Genomic DNA, 15,411 nt, shown 5'->3' on the forward strand with positions numbered 1-15,411 from the left:
CCGGCCCACACCGACGCGCCGCGCCCCACGGGAACTCTCCGTGGGGCGCGGCGCATTGCTCGGTCAGCCGCCCTGAACCTTCCGGGCCCGTGTCGCCTTCTTCGCCGGGCTCGCCTTCTTCGTGACCGCGGCGGCCTTCGTAGTGGCCGTGCTGTTGGCGGTTCTGGCCGTCGCCGTCTTCCTCGCCGTGGCCTTGACGGCCACCGCCTTCTTGGCCGCCGCCTTGCGCGGGGCCTTCACCGGTTCGGCGTCGCTGACGCGCTCGGCACCGAGAACCTCGCGCAGGAACTTGCCGGTGTGGCTGGCCGGCACCCCGGCGACCTCCTCGGGCGTGCCCTCGGCGATGACGAGGCCTCCGCCGCTGCCGCCCTCGGGACCCATGTCGACGACCCAGTCCGCGGTCTTGATGACGTCGAGGTTGTGCTCGATGACGATGACCGTGTTGCCCTTGTCGACCAGGTCGGACAGGACCGAGATCAGCTTGCTGATGTCCTCGAAGTGCAGACCGGTGGTCGGCTCGTCGAGGACGTAGACCGTACGTCCCGTCGACCGCTTCTGGAGTTCGGAGGCCAGCTTCACGCGCTGGGCCTCACCGCCGGAGAGGGTCGGCGCGGGCTGGCCGAGCCGTACATAGCCGAGACCGACGTCGTTGAGGGTCCTCAGGTGGCGGGCGATCGCCGGCACGGCCTCGAAGAAGCCGAGGGCCTCCTCGATCGGCATGTCCAGGACCTCGGAGATGGACTTGCCCTTGTAGTGGACTTCCAGGGTCTCCCGGTTGTAGCGCGCCCCGTGGCAGACCTCGCAGGGGACGTACACGTCCGGAAGGAAGTTCATCTCGATCTTGATGGTGCCGTCGCCGGAGCAGTTCTCGCAGCGGCCGCCCTTGACGTTGAAGGAGAAGCGGCCGGGCAGGTAGCCGCGGACCTTCGCCTCGGTCGTCTCCGCAAACAGCTTGCGGACGTTGTCGAAGACTCCGGTGTACGTCGCCGGATTCGACCGGGGAGTCCGGCCGATCGGCGACTGGTCGACGTGCACGACCTTGTCGACGAGGTCGTCGCCGTCCACGCGCGTGTGCCGCCCGGGAACGTTCCGGGCGCCGTTCAGCTCGCGGGCCAGGTGTGTGTAGAGGATGTCGTTGACCAGCGTCGACTTGCCGGAGCCCGAGACGCCCGTGACGGCCGTGAGGACGCCCAGGGGGAACGACACGTCGATGTCCTGGAGGTTGTTCTCGCGGGCGCCGTGCACGGTGAGCCTGCGGCCCGGGTCGGCCGGGCGGCGGATGTCCGGGAGCGGGATCTCCTTCTTGCGGGCGAGGTACTGCCCGGTCACCGACTCGGGGTTCGCCAGCAGCTCCTTCAGGGGACCGCTGTGCACGACCTTGCCGCCGTGCTCGCCCGCGCCGGGGCCGATGTCGACGATCCAGTCGGCGGTCTTGATGGTGTCCTCGTCGTGCTCGACGACGATGAGCGTGTTGCCCATGTCGCGCAGCCGGACCAGGGTCTCGATGAGGCGGTGGTTGTCGCGCTGGTGCAGGCCGATGGAGGGCTCGTCGAGGACGTAGAGGACGCCGACGAGTCCGGACCCGATCTGGGTGGCCAGGCGAATGCGCTGGGCCTCGCCGCCGGAGAGGGTGCCCGCCGCGCGGTTCAGCGACAGGTAGTCGAGGCCGACGTCGACGAGGAACCGCAGCCTTTCGTTGACTTCCTTCAGGACGCGCTCGGCGATCTTCTTGTCGCGTGCGTTGAGCGTCATCTCACCCAGGAAGTCCGCGCAGTCGCTGATCGACATCGCCGAGACCTCGGCGATCGACTTCCCCAGGACGGTGACCGCGAGGATGAGGGGCTTCAGACGCGTGCCCTCACAGGTGGGGCAGGGCACCTCTCGCATGTAGCCCTCGAAGCGCTCGCGGCTCGCGTCGCTCTCGGCTTCGCTGTGCCGCCGCTTCACGAAGGGGACGGCGCCTTCGAAGGGCGTGGTGTAGACCCGCTCGCGCCCGTAGCGGTTGCGGTACCGCACCTCGATCTGCGTCTTGTGCCCGTGCAGGAGGGCCTTCCTGGCGCGCTGCGGAAGGCCCGCGAAGGGGATGTCGGTCCGGAATCCCAACGCGTCCGCGAGGGCTCCGATCAGGCGACCGAAGTAGTCCTTGGTGTGCCCGTGCGACCAGGGGTGGATGGCGCCCTCGTCGAGCGACTTCTCCTCGTCCGGGACGATCAGCTCGGGGTCGACCTCCATGCGGCTGCCGATGCCCGTGCAGTCCGGGCAGGCGCCGAAGGGCGAGTTGAAGGAGAAGGAGCGGGGCTCCAGCTCCTCGAAGGACAGGTCGTCGTACGGGCAGTAGAGGTGCTCCGAGTACATGCGCTCGCGCTCGGGGTCGTCGTCGGGGAGATCGACGAAGTCGAGCACGACCATGCCGCCGGACAGGCCGAGCGCGGTCTCCACGGAGTCCGTGAGGCGGCGCTTGGCGCCCTCCTTCACCGTGAGGCGGTCGACGACCACCTCGATGGTGTGCTTCTCCTGCTTCTTCAGCTTCGGGGGGTCGCTGAGCTGGATCGTCTCCCCGTCGACCCTGGCCCGGCTGTATCCCTTGGTCTGGAGATCGGCGAAGAGGTCGACGAACTCGCCCTTGCGCTCACGCACCAGCGGCGACAGGACCTGGAAACGGCTCCCCTCGGGCAGCGCCAGCACCTTGTCGACGATCGCCTGCGGCGACTGGCGCGAGATGGGGCGGCCGCACTCGGGGCAGTGCGGCTTGCCGATGCGCGCGAAGAGCAGACGCAGGTAGTCGTAGACCTCGGTGATGGTGCCGACCGTCGAGCGCGGGTTGCGCGAGGTCGACTTCTGGTCGATGGAGACAGCCGGCGACAGGCCCTCGATGAAGTCGACGTCCGGCTTGTCCATCTGCCCGAGGAACTGCCGGGCATACGAGGAGAGCGACTCCACATACCTGCGCTGCCCCTCGGCGAAGATCGTGTCGAAGGCGAGCGAGGACTTGCCCGACCCGGACAGGCCCGTGAAGACGATGAGCGAGTCGCGCGGGAGGTCGAGCGAGACATTCTTCAGGTTGTGCTCGCGCGCGCCACGGACGATGAGACGGTCGGCCACGCCGGTCCGCACCTTTCTTGAGAGAAGTGACAGGGGCGGGGCCCCCGTCTTTCTCAGACTAGGGGGAGCCACTGACAGCGCCGGTTCGGTTTCCCTTGTTGGTAACAATCCCGGGCCATCCAGCATGCCCGACGCCGCGCCCGAGCCTATAGCACGCGCATTCGATTTTGGGGGGTGGTCCACCACCTTCACCGAAACGTGTGGCGGGGCTATCGTCGGCCCATGATTGATCATGTGCGCGACCTGGAGTCTGTACGTGAAGCGACCGAGCGGCTGCTCACCGCAGCCGCCTCATTGGACAACGCCGCCGTGGCCGAGCCGTCACGCCTCCCCGGCTGGAGCCGAGGCCATGTCCTGGCCCATCTCGCCCGCAACGCGGACGCTCTCGTGAACGTCCTCGAGGGGCGCCCCATGTATGCCTCCGCACAGGCCCGGGACGCCGACATCGAGCGGGACGCACCGCGGCCGTTGGACATCCAGCTCACCGACCTGCGTGAGAGCGCGGCCCGTTTCCAGGCGGCGGGGGCCGTGCCCGCGGACTGGTCGCGCACCGTGGAGCTGCGCAACCAGGTCACCGACACGGCGTCCGCGGTGCCGTTCCGGCGGTGGATCGAGGTCGAGCTGCATCACGTGGATCTCGGGATCGGATACGAGCTCGAGGACCTGTCGGAGGAGTTCACCCAACGGGAGATCAATTTCCTCGCCAACCGCTTCCGCGGTCATCCCGGGGTACCCGCCCTGCTCATCCGGCAGGACGATGGCCGCGGGCTGGCCACCGGGGCGGTCGAGGGGGTCACCCTGGAAGAGGTCGAGCGGGGCCACGAGCCCCGGTTCGAGCTCACGGTCAGCGGCCGCCGGGCCGACATCCTCGGGTGGCTCGCCGGGCGTCGCGACGGGTCCGCGCTGAGCACCGAAGGCGGACCGCTGCCCGCACTCCCCCCGCTATAGGCTGGACGACATGACGTACAGCGGAGCAGTGAAGGTCGGCGGCCCTGCGGATGTGCACGAGTTGCAGGACCTGATGATCTCCAAGGTCGCGGTCGGCCCGATGGACAACAACGCCTATCTGCTGCGCTGCCGGGCCACGGACGAGCAGCTGCTGATCGACGCGGCCAACGACGCCGGGACGCTGCTCACGCTGATCGGCGGAGACGGGATCGCCTCCGTGGTCACCACTCATCAGCACGGCGACCACTGGCAGGCGCTCGCGGAGGTCGTGGCGGCTACGGGCGCGCGTACCTACGCGGGCCGGGACGACGCCGAGGGCATCCCCGTACCGACCGACGTCCTGGTCGACGACGGTGACACGATCCGGGTGGGGCGCGTGGAGTTGACCGCGCGCCACCTGGTGGGGCACACGCCGGGCTCCATCGCGCTCGTCTACGACGATCCGCACGGGCATCCTCATGTGTTCACGGGTGACTGCCTCTTCCCGGGCGGTGTGGGCAACACCCGTAAGGATCCGAAGGCGTTCGCCAGTCTGATCCACGATGTCGAGACGAAGATCTTCGACGCACTCCCGGACGAGACCTGGGTCTACCCGGGCCACGGCAACGACACGTCGCTGGGCGCGGAGCGGCCGCATCTGCCGGAGTGGCACGCGCGGGGCTGGTGACCCTTCCTGCGGCCGGACGTGATTGACGCACCGTCAGTTCTCTCGCGGCATACAGGACTTCCACGGGGCATTCGCTCAATTGCGCGCCCCGTGTGAACCGAGCGCACGCGCCGGTGTCACGCGCGCGCTCCCGGCGCACGTGGCCGAGCGGTCCACTGGAAGGTGGCCCGCACAGGAAGACGGCTCCTGAGCGGACGGGCCGTCGGTCATCCGATCCCCGCCCTCGACCGGCGGCCCCGCCACGGCGGCGGTCGGTCGACGTCCGGCGACCGACCACCGCCACCGGGGTGCCCGGATGGTCCGGGTCAGGCGTCCGCCCGTCCCGCTCCCGCCAGCGCCGCGACCCGCTCCACCCCGAACACGTACCCCTGCACGCCACAGCCCGCGATCACGCCATCGGCGCGGAGCGATACGTACGAGTGGTGCCGGAACTCCTCACGCTGGTGGATGTTGGAGATGTGGACCTCCAACACCGGCATGCCGTCGCAGGTGTTGAGCGCGTCCAGAATCGCGACCGAGGTGTGCGAGTAGGCGCCGGGGTTGATCACGATGCCGACGTGGTGCAGGCGCGCCTCGTGGATCCAGTCGACCAGCTCGCCCTCGTGGTTGGACTGCCGGAAGTCCACCGTGCCGCCGTGCGCGGCCGCCGCCTTGGCGCACATCGCCTCGACGTCGGCGAGCGTGTCGGAGCCGTAGATCTCCGGCTGACGCTGACCCAGGAGGTTCAGGTTGGGGCCGTTGAGAATCATGATCGGGGCGTTGGCGAGGGTGCGGGGCACGGTTCCTCCGGTCCGTTCAGGTCTGCCGGCCCGTTCAGGACCGCTGCTCGGACCCGGTCTATCACGGTGCGCGCGTGGACGGTCCGGCCCCGGCGCATCACGGTCACCTGCTGACGGAGGCCCGAGCCCCCGCACGGCCCCGTAACCACCCGTCACGGTGGGTAGTTGACGCAGCATGCACGACGTACGCCCCGTAAGGGCACCCTCCATGCTGCGGCTCGCGGCCGCTTCGCTCGCCGGGACGGCCATCGAGTTCTATGACTTCTTCATCTACGGGACGGCGGCCGCGCTCATCCTGGGGCCCCTGTTCTTCCCGACGTTCTCGCCGGTGGCCGGGACGCTGGCCGCCTTCGGGACCTTCGGTGTCGGTTTCGTGGCGCGGCCGCTGGGCTCGATCCTCTTCGGGCACATCGGGGACCGGCACGGGCGGCGGCCCGTTCTCGTCGTCTCCTTGTTGCTGACGGGCACCGCTACCGTCGCGGTCGGCTGCGTACCGACGTACGACGCGATCGGAACGGCCGCCCCCGTGCTCCTCCTGGTGCTGCGTTTTCTGCAGGGGCTCGGGCTCGGCGGGGAGTGGGGCGGGGCGGTGCTTTTGACCGCGGAGCACGCCCCCGCCGAGCGGCGCGGGCTGTGGTCGAGCTTCCCGCAGATCGGCCCCGCGGTGGGGTTCGTGCTCGCCAACGGTGTGACGCTGGTGCTGTCGGCGACGCTCTCCGACGCACAGTTCTCGTCCTGGGGCTGGCGGGTGCCGTTCTGGGCTGCGGGCGTACTCGCGGCGGCGGGGCTGTGGCTGCGTTCGTCGCTCACGGAGAGCCCGCGGTTCCTCGAACTGCGGGAGCACGCGCGCGTGCCGCTCGCCGAGGTGGTGCGCGGACACTGGCGGCTCGTCCTGCTGACGGCCGGGGCACTGGCGGTCGGGTACGCGGTGTTCTACGCGGTGACGACCTGGTCCCTCTCGTACGGGACCGAGCGCCTCGGTGTGAGCCGAACGGTCATGCTGGCCTGCATCATGGCCGCCGTCGTGGTGAAGGGCGCTCTGACACCGCTGGCGGCCCATCTCGGCGACCGCTATGGGCGGCGACCGCTGTGCCTGGCGGGCTGCGCGGCCGCCGCGCTGTGGATGTTCCCGATGATCGCGCTGCTGTCGACCGGCGAACCGCTGCTCATGTTCCTGGGCTTCCTGGTGGCGATGGTCGCGTTCATCACGATGTTCGCCGTGATCGGCGCGTATCTGCCGGAGTTGTACGAGCCGAGGGTGCGCTGCACGGGTGCCGCGGTGGGCTACAACCTGGGCGGGGTGCTCGGGGGCGCGCTCACGCCGATCGTGGCGACGGCGGTGAGTGAGCAGGGCGGGCGGGTCCCCTGGGGCGTGGCCGCGTATCTGACGGGCATCGCACTGCTCAGCCTGGCCTGCTTCGCGCTGCTTCCGGAGACCCGGCCCGTCCGGGTCGAGACGACGGAGCCCGTCATCGTGGGCGACGGCAGGGTTCCTTGACGGCACGAGCAAGCACCGGGAGCGGTGGCCGGCGATGTGCCGAACTTTGCTCCCGGTGCTGCTTGTTGCGAGAGGGGGACCCGTCAGGCCTCGACCGTCGCCCCTCGGCCGTCAGCCGTCAGCCCGCGGCCATCAGGCCTCGATGCTGTCCTTCGGAGTGCCTTCGGTCTCCTGTCGCGCCGCCTCGGCTGCCGCCTGCTTCTTGGACGCCATGAGGCTGGTGATCGTCGTGACGATCAGGACGGCGCAGATCACGCCGAGCGAGACCGGGATGGAGATCTCCGGGACGTGGACGCCTGACTCGTGCAGCGCGTGCAGCACCAGCTTGACGCCGATAAAGCCGAGGATGACCGACAGTCCGTAGCTGAGGTGGACCAGCTTCCTGAGGAGCCCGCCAATGAGGAAGTACAGCTGTCGCAGACCCATCAGCGCGAACGCGTTGGCCGTGAACACGATGTACGGATCCTGCGTCAGGCCGAAGATCGCGGGGATCGAGTCGAGCGCGAAGAGCACGTCCGTGGTGCCGATCGCGAGCATGACGACCAGCATCGGCGTCATGACCCGCTTGCCGTTCTGCTGGATCCACAGCTTGGTGCCGTGGTAGCGGTCGGCGACGCCGAAGCGCTTCTCGGCGGCCTTGAGGAGCTTGTTCTCCTCCCAGTCCTCCTCCGACTCGTCGGCCCTGGCCTCCTGGATCAGCTTCCAGGCGGTGTAGATGAGGAACGCACCGAAGATGTAGAAGACCCACGAGAAGCTCGCGATGATCGCCGCACCCGCGGCGATGAATATCGCGCGGAGCACGAGCGCTATCAGTACGCCGACGAGCAGTACTCGCTGCTGGTACTGCGAGGGCACCGAGAACTTCGCCATGATCAGCACGAAGACGAAGAGGTTGTCGACGCTCAGCGACTTCTCGGTGATGAAGCCCGCGAAGAACTCCCCGGCGGGCTGGCCGCCACCGAAGACCAGCAGGCCGAGTCCGAACAGTCCGGCCAGGACAATCCAGACGACCGTCCAGATTCCTGCTTCCTTGATCGATACGTCGTGGGGCTTGCGGCCGATGAAGAAATCGACCGCGATCAGGGCGGCAAGGCCCACGATGGTCAGGACCCAAAGGGTCGTCGAGACATCCACTGCGCCTCCGGCAGTACGTAACGGCAAATGTCAGCGTCGTCGCTGCCGGAGGTCTCTTCCACCCGGACACCGGGGGCGTCTGTCACGCCTGGTGCCTTCGGGCCGACGCCCCGGGATCTGGCCAGATCCGTATTGACGGGTACGCCGCAGTAGGTAGGGAGTACTCCCCTCCGCATGAACGACAGTACCCCAATCACCAAGGAAAGGTAAAGGAGTTGGCAAAAGAAAGACCAAATACCCTGGTCAGAAGCCTTGACCAAGCCTTGGTGCAGCACAAAGGGCCGCCCTCGATCGCGTGCGAGAGCGGCCCTTCGGAGTGTCAGCGTGTCAGCGGTTTCAGGAGCGGCGGGCCGCCGCGACCTGGCTGAGCACGTGGTGGAGCACCTGACTGCCGGGCGGTATGAGCGAGGGCTCGTACGTCCACGCGTGCCCGACCCATGGGTCGGCCAGGTGGTCGTCGGGCACCGGGGTGAGACGCATGAGCGAGCGCCAGAGCGGGTCGAGCAGCGGGCCGTAGGCGGCGGCGTCCTCCCGGTCGGCGACCAGCATGAGATGGACGCCGACGGCCGGACCCTCGTCCGCGAGGTAACGCAGCTGGGTCACCGCTCGGTCGTCGAAGCCGTGCGGGAAGTCGTTGACGATCAGCAACTGTTCGGCCGTGTCGAGGCCCGGCGGGAGTGCGTCGGCCGCACCGCCGCGGATCGCCATCTGTACCAGGTCGACGCGCTGGGTGAGCCTGGCCAGGACGTCGTTCACTCCCGCGGCGCCGGCGGCGGGCGGGGCGTGCAGCACGCCGGTCTGTACGAGCGGTGCCAGTGCCGAGGCACCCGAGCCGGCCGGGTCGATGACGTGCACCGTGTATTCGCCCGCCGGATAGACCGCGAGCAGCCGGGCCGCGTGTGCCACCGCCGTGTCCATGGCGAGGCGGCGCAGTTCCCCGGAGTCGGCGAGCGAGCCGTCGAGGGATCCGACACGGCCGCTGTCGATCCACAGGCCACGCTCCAGCGGCAGCCGCACCAGCATCGGAATGCTGAGGAGGGAGCTCTCGGGCAGCCGGAGGTCGCCCAGGCGCAGCGCCATGGGGATCTCCATCGGAACCCGGTAGCCGTGCCAGACCGGGTTGTCCCAGCGCGCGAACGCGGGCGGCAGCGCAGGCTCGACGACCTCGGACTCGGCGGTGAGCTGGGCGAGGTCGCGGTCGAGTGCGGCCCTGGCCTGGTCGACGAGCAGGCCGTGCTTGGCGCGGGCCGCCTCGCGCGCGGCGTCCCCCTGTCCGCCGATGCGGCTGCGCGGGTCTGACAGGACCTTGTCGAGCTCCTGTTCCATGCGGGACTCGGCGAAGTCGACGGCGCTGCGGTACGCGGCCGTGGTGCGCGCCAGGTCCTCGAACATGCCCCACACCTGGTTGTAGAGCCGCTCGTCCATGGACCAGCCGGTCGCGTCGCCCGCGACGGGCTGCGCGACCTGGCCGGGCTGGGCCGGGGGCGCGGTGGGCGGGGGCGGCGGAGGCGCGGCAGCCTGTCGGCCGGGGTGACTGTAGTTGACGGAGCCACCGGCTCCGGGCATCGCGGGCTGGGTGACGGCGGACGGATCCGGCTGCGCGGGTCCTCCTGCGGAGCCGCCCTGCGGCGCGGCCGTGTGTCCCGTGTGTCCCGTCTGACCGGGGGTGCCCTGGGGCGTGGCTCCGCCCTGGTCCGGGCCCAGCGCCGGTGCCGCGGCGTGCCGGGAGCGCTCGCCGTCGGCCGTGCGCGGCGGAGGCGCGGCCACGGAACGCGCCAGCCCCTGGGCCACCGCCTCGTTGATGCTGCCCGCGAGTTGGTGGGCCTGGGGCAGGCCCTGGTCGGCGAGGAGTTCGGCAAGGCCGCCCGCGTACCCCTGGCCGACGGCGCGCACCTTCCAGGCTCCCTGCCTGCGGTACAGCTCGAGAGCGACCACGGCCGACTCGGAGTCGAGGCTGGTGATCGTGTAGCTGGCCACCTCGGCCCCGTCGAGCCCGGTGACCGCCACGAAGGGAGCGGCGACGGCACCGAACCGGATCGGGCCGCCGACGCCGATGGGCAGAGCGAGCAGCACACTGACCCGGTGTACGGCCTCCGGCAGGGCGCCCAGGTCGAAGGCGAGGCGGTGGTCGGCCGCCGCCTGCTTGGAGACCTCGAGGCCGGGCAGGGTGGGAGAGCCGGGGTGGGCCACCCACTCGACACCGGGCACCTTGCCGTTCTCGTCGCTGAGCGTGGCTCCCGCCACGACCGGCTTTCCGGCCGACACCCGGACCTCAAGGCGGACCTGGGGCAGCGGATGGTTCTGTCCCCGGACCAGCTCGGCCGTCATCGCCTGCTTCCCCCTTGTTTCGTGTGCGCCGGGCTGCCTACAGGTGCGGCAGGATCGCGGGCATCAGGTCCTGGAACGTGCGGCCGTTGGCCGGCGTACCGAGGGCCGTCATCTGCCAGCCCGCGCCCGCGCGGTGCACCTTCGCCATGATCTGCGCCGTGTACTGGCCGCCGCCCGCCAGCGTGTAGCGGGCGAGTTCCTGACCGTTGGTCTCGTCGACCAGCCGGCAGAACGCGTCCTGCACTTCCTGGAAGGTCTGGCCCGTGAATGAGTTCACGGTGAAGACGATCTGATCGATGTGGACCGGCACGCGCTGCAGGTCGACGAGGATCGCCTCGTCGTCGCCGCCCTGCCCGACACCGCCGACGAGGTTGTCTCCGGTGTGCCGTACCGAGCCGTCGTCGCTGACGAGGTGACGGAAGAACACCACGTCGACCGGCTGCTTGTCCGCGAACAGCACGGCCGACGCGTCGAGGTCGATCTCCCGGGTGCGCGAGCCGAACAGGCCACGGCGCGGGGCCGCCTGCCAGCCGAGCCCCATGCGCACCGCGGTCAGGGTGCCTCCGTCGTTCTTCTGCAGACTGATGGCCTGACCCTTGGTCATGTTGACCGTCACGCGCTGTTCCCCTCTCGGACTGTCCCCTGTTGCCGCAGAACCCTGCGGTTGACCAGCACCCTACGCAGGGGCACCGACAGTGCCGAACCCTGCTCCGCACTTTGTGTCGGTCTTGCAACACAGCGCGCGATACGGGCTTGTCAGGCGATGCCCGCCTCCCTCATCTGGCGCAGTTCTTTCTTCATCTCCGAGACCTCGTCGCGCAGCCGGGCGGCGATCTCGAACTGCAGGTCGGCGGCCGCCGCGCGCATCCGCTCCGTCATCTCCTCGATCTGCTCGGCGAGTTCGGCCGCGGGCCGGTCGGTGGGCACGGTCTCCTTGCCCTTGCCCTTCGCAGCCTTGGCTCCCTTGGCGGCCTTGGGCACCGGGGCTTTGGCTCCCTTGCCGTCCTTCGACTGGCGGTAGCCCGAGCCGAGCAGCTGCTCCGTGTCGACGTCCTCGCGGGCGATCTGCGCCACGATGTCGTTGATCTTCTTACGGAGGGGCTGCGGGTCGATGCCCCGCTCCGTGTTGTACGCGACTTGCTTCTCCCGGCGGCGGTTGGTCTCCTCGATGGCCTTCTCCATCGCCGGGGTGATCTTGTCGGCGTACATGTGGACCTGGCCGGAGACGTTGCGCGCCGCGCGGCCGATGGTCTGGATGAGCGAAGTACCGGACCGCAGGAAGCCCTCCTTGTCGGCGTCGAGGATCGACACCAGGGAGACCTCGGGCAGGTCGAGGCCCTCCCTCAGGAGGTTGATGCCGACGAGGACGTCGAATTCACCGGCGCGCAGCTCGCGCAGCAGCTCTACGCGGCGCAGCGTGTCGACGTCGCTGTGCAGATAGCGCACCTGGATGCCGAGTTCGAGGAAGTAGTCGGTGAGGTCCTCGGCCATCTTCTTGGTGAGCGTGGTGACCAGGACGCGCTCGTCCTTCTCGGAACGCTTGCGGATCTCGTGCACCAGGTCGTCGATCTGTCCCTCGGTCGGCTTGACCACGACCTCGGGGTCGACGAGGCCGGTGGGGCGGATGATCTGCTCGACATGGCCGTCCGCGCGCGAGAGTTCGTACTTGCCCGGGGTCGCGGACAGGTAGACGGCCTGTCCGATGCGCTCCTGGAACTCCTCCCACTTCAGGGGGCGGTTGTCCAGGGCGGAAGGCAGCCGGAAGCCGTGGTCGACGAGCGTGCGCTTACGGGAGGCGTCGCCCTCGTACATGGCCCCGATCTGCGGCACCGTGACATGCGACTCGTCGATGACGAGCAGGAAGTCGTCCGGGAAGTAGTCCAGCAGCGTGTTCGGCGGGGATCCGGGCACGCGGCCGTCGAAGTGCATCGAGTAGTTCTCCACACCGGAGCAGGAGCCGATCTGGCGGAGCATCTCGAGGTCGTACGTCGTGCGCATCCGCAGCCGCTGGGCCTCCAGGAGCTTGCCCTGCTTCTCCAGTTCCGCGAGGCGCTCTCCCAGCTCCTTCTCGATGTCGTTGGCGGCGCGCTCCAGGCGCTCGGGGCCCGCTACATAGTGGGACGCCGGGAACACGTAGAGCTGCTCGTCGTCGCTGATGACCTCGCCGGTGAGCGGATGCAGCGTGGAGAGTGCCTCGATCTCGTCGCCGAACATCTCGATGCGGACGGCCAGTTCCTCGTAGACCGGGAAGATTTCGATCGTGTCGCCGCGGACGCGGAAGGTGCCCCGGGCGAAGGCCACGTCGTTGCGCGTGTACTGGATCTCCACAAAGCGGCGCAGCAGGTCGTCCCGGTCGATCTCGTCGCCGACCTTGAGCGGGACCATCCGGTCCACGTACTCCTGCGGCGTACCGAGGCCGTAGATGCAGGAGACCGAGGCGACCACGACGACGTCGCGGCGGGTGAGCAGCGAGTTGGTCGCGGAGTGGCGCAGGCGCTCGACCTCCTCGTTGATCGAGGAGTCCTTCTCGATGTAGGTGTCCGACTGCGGGACGTACGCCTCTGGCTGGTAGTAGTCGTAGTACGAGACGAAGTACTCGACCGCGTTGTTCGGCAGCAGCTCGCGGAACTCGTTGGCCAGCTGGGCGGCCAGCGTCTTGTTCGGCGCCATCACGAGGGTGGGGCGCTGAAGCTTCTCGATCATCCACGCCGTGGTCGCGGACTTACCGGTGCCGGTCGCGCCCAGGAGGACGACATCCTTCTCACCTGCGCGGATACGCCGGTCAAGGTCGGCGATGGCAGCGGGCTGGTCGCCGCTGGGCTGGTACGGGCTGACGACCTCGAAAGGCGCCACCGTGCGTTCGATCTTGGAAACGGGCCGCATGGAATCCACCGTACGACTCCGCACTGACAACGGGGCCGGTCACTACCTCTGCGGGGTGCGGGAACCGGGGCGGCCGGAGCGCTGACGCGGGCGGGGCAGGGGCCGGCGGCCGGTGTGGCGGACCATGTGGGCCGGGATGCCGGGCTTGCGCTCGGTGGGGATCCGGTCGGGCTTGCCCATGACCATCAGCGGGTCGAACATCACGACGACACCGGCCAGCACCAGGAAGGCGAGGGGGCCGATCATCAGGGGCGCCAGGAGGGAGGCGGGCGAGTCGGCGGGGCCGCCGCCGGCGGTGCCGTGCAGATGGACGCTGAGCGCGGCCATGCCCATGTAGTGCATGCCGCTGACGGCGAGGCCCATGACGAGGCTCGCGCCCACGCTCCACAGGAAACCGCGCACCTGTCCCGCCGCCCAGAGCGCCGTGATCGCGGCCACGACGGCGATGACGACCGAGGCGGCGACGGTGAGGGTGTTGTACTCGAGCTTTCCGTTGAGTCGCATTCCGGCCATCCCCAGGTAGTGCATCGAGGCGATGCCCAGACCGGTGATGGTGCCTCCGGTGAACAGGGCCGTTCCGGACGCGCCCTTGTAGCCGACGATGAAGATCCCGATCCCGACCATGAGGATCGCGACGCCGAGGCTCGCGAAGGTGATCGGTTTGTCGTAGTGGATGGGGGTCTCCTCGACGGAGAAACCCATCATGGCGATGAAATGCATCGTCCAGATGCCGGAACCGATGGCCGCCGAGCCGAGCGCCAGCCAGCCGGGCCTCCAGGTGTGGGTGACCAGCATCGATCTCGTGGTGCAGCGCAGGCCCAGCGCGCCACCGAGGCAGGCCATGAGGTACGCCACCAACGGCGTGACGAGTCCGTAGCTGAAGCCGTCGACCGTGCCTTGCATGCGCGGTTGCCCTTCCGCCCTGTTGCGTCCCGGAATTCCGTGTCAATGCCCCCGTCCCAGGACCGCCGCGGCGGCGGCCAGGGGTGACGCAGAGAGTATGACCCCGCCGGAGCGCTCGAACGATTATCCGGCAAAGAAACACGCCCCTACCTCAGTTGTGCGGCAACCGTGACCGCTCATGGGCAACTCCATTCAATCTATGGCCATCCTGCACCCCCCTTCTGTTGGCTCCCTGCTGTCACTCTGGAGCAGTCAGTGATGAGCCAGACACAAGGAGTACGCATGCCCGCGCGCGTTGCAGCCGCCACGACCACCGCGCTCATGGGAGCCGCCGCACTCGCTCTCTCCACTCCCACCGCGGCGCCTCCGCCTACGCCCCCGAGAACACCCTGGCCGCCGTCGACAAGGCGGCGAAGCTGGGATTCCGCTGGGTCGAGAACGACGTCCAGCGCACGAAGGACGGCGAACTCGTGGTGATCCACGACGACAACCTCAAGCGCACGACCAACGTCGAGGAGGTCTTCCCCGACCGGGCGCCGTGGAAGGTCAAGGACTTCACCGCCGCTGAAATCGCACGCCTGGACGCGGGCAGCTGGTTCAGCGCCAAGTACGCGGGCGCGCGCGTGCCGACGCTGAAGCAGTACATGAACCGTGTCTCCCGCAACCATCAGAAGCTCGTGCTGGAGATCAAGAACCCGGCGCTCTACCCGGGAATCGAGAAGGAGACCCTCAAGGTCCTCAGCAACGAGGGCTGGCTGTGGCCGTTCAACGTACGGAGCAAGCTGGTCATCCAGAGCTTCAGCGCGGACAGCGTACGGACCGTGCACGAGCTGCGGCCCGACGTCAAGACGGGCTTTCTGGGCACGCCGGCGGTCTCGGAGCTGCCTGCGTACGCGAAGTTCGCCGACCAGATCAACTCGACGCACACGTCCATCTCCGCCGATTACGTCGCGTCGATCCACAAGCTCGACGGACCGCACGGCAAGCCGCTGGAAATCTTCACATGGACCGTCGACACCGCGGACGGCGCACGACGCGTCGCGGACTTCGGTGTGAACGGCATCATCACGAACAAGCCCGACGTGGTCCGGGCCGCGCTGGACTAGTTCTGAGGCCCACTCCCGGGCCCTGCCGGTGGCGCGGACGCCCGCATGCGTCCGCGCCACCGG

General features: G+C 68.9%; 11 protein-coding genes. 4 read left to right on the top strand and 7 right to left on the bottom strand.

The genetic code is table 11. The annotated features are described in order from the left end of the window. Positions 1 to 63: 63 nt before the first annotated feature. Positions 64 to 3,102: an excinuclease ABC subunit UvrA gene (gene uvrA, locus FE633_RS30515; protein ID WP_138048407.1), complete on the bottom strand. Its 3,039-nt coding sequence runs from the start codon at positions 3,100 to 3,102 to the stop codon at positions 64 to 66. Positions 3,103 to 3,324: 222 nt separating this feature from the next. Between uvrA and FE633_RS30520 the strand changes: the two genes are divergently transcribed. Together FE633_RS30520 and FE633_RS30525 are read left to right on the top strand one after the other, a co-directional pair. Further along, complete coding sequence (locus FE633_RS30520; RefSeq protein WP_138048408.1) at positions 3,325 to 4,050, top strand: maleylpyruvate isomerase family mycothiol-dependent enzyme; 726 nt, start codon at positions 3,325 to 3,327, stop codon at positions 4,048 to 4,050. 10 nt (positions 4,051 to 4,060) lie between these two features. Continuing rightward, on the top strand, positions 4,061 to 4,717 hold the full coding sequence (locus FE633_RS30525) for an MBL fold metallo-hydrolase (RefSeq protein ID WP_138048409.1): 657 nt from the start codon (positions 4,061 to 4,063) through the stop codon (positions 4,715 to 4,717). Positions 4,718 to 5,022: 305 nt separating this feature from the next. On the opposite strand, the gene aroQ is transcribed toward FE633_RS30525, so the two are convergent. Beyond that, positions 5,023 to 5,496: a type II 3-dehydroquinate dehydratase gene (aroQ, locus tag FE633_RS30530; protein ID WP_138048410.1), complete on the bottom strand. Its 474-nt coding sequence runs from the start codon at positions 5,494 to 5,496 to the stop codon at positions 5,023 to 5,025. Positions 5,497 to 5,671: 175 nt separating this feature from the next. Here aroQ and FE633_RS30535 point away from each other — a divergent pair, with 175 nt between their 5' ends. Beyond that, a complete protein-coding gene (locus FE633_RS30535) occupies positions 5,672 to 6,994 on the top strand; it encodes an MFS transporter (protein WP_138048411.1) in 1,323 nt (440 codons plus the stop codon). A gap of 132 nt (positions 6,995 to 7,126) precedes the next feature. Here FE633_RS30535 and FE633_RS30540 read toward each other — a convergent pair whose 3' ends face one another. The 5 genes from FE633_RS30540 to FE633_RS30560 form a co-directional block, all read right to left on the bottom strand. Then, a complete protein-coding gene (locus tag FE633_RS30540) occupies positions 7,127 to 8,128 on the bottom strand; it encodes a TerC family protein (protein WP_138048412.1) in 1,002 nt (333 codons plus the stop codon). Between the two features lie 336 nt (positions 8,129 to 8,464). Continuing rightward, a complete protein-coding gene (locus FE633_RS30545; protein WP_138048413.1) occupies positions 8,465 to 10,456 on the bottom strand; it encodes a TerD family protein in 1,992 nt (663 codons plus the stop codon). Between the two features lie 37 nt (positions 10,457 to 10,493). Continuing rightward, positions 10,494 to 11,072 (bottom strand): TerD family protein, encoded by a 579-nt coding sequence (locus FE633_RS30550; RefSeq protein ID WP_138048414.1) that lies wholly within the window; start codon positions 11,070 to 11,072, stop codon positions 10,494 to 10,496. A 140-nt stretch (positions 11,073 to 11,212) separates the two neighbouring features. Then, a complete protein-coding gene (gene uvrB / locus FE633_RS30555; RefSeq protein WP_138048415.1) occupies positions 11,213 to 13,339 on the bottom strand; it encodes an excinuclease ABC subunit UvrB in 2,127 nt (708 codons plus the stop codon). 42 nt (positions 13,340 to 13,381) lie between these two features. Then, a complete protein-coding gene (locus FE633_RS30560) occupies positions 13,382 to 14,242 on the bottom strand; it encodes an MHYT domain-containing protein (RefSeq protein WP_138048416.1) in 861 nt (286 codons plus the stop codon). Positions 14,243 to 14,466: 224 nt separating this feature from the next. Here FE633_RS30560 and FE633_RS30565 point away from each other — a divergent pair, with 224 nt between their 5' ends. Further along, positions 14,467 to 15,348: a glycerophosphodiester phosphodiesterase gene (locus FE633_RS30565; protein ID WP_212747299.1), complete on the top strand. Its 882-nt coding sequence runs from the start codon at positions 14,467 to 14,469 to the stop codon at positions 15,346 to 15,348. Positions 15,349 to 15,411: the final 63 nt, after the last annotated feature.

It is taken from the genome of Streptomyces montanus (genome assembly GCF_005786655.1).
GTDB classification, from domain to species: Bacteria; Actinomycetota; Actinomycetes; order Streptomycetales; family Streptomycetaceae; genus Streptomyces; species Streptomyces sporangiiformans.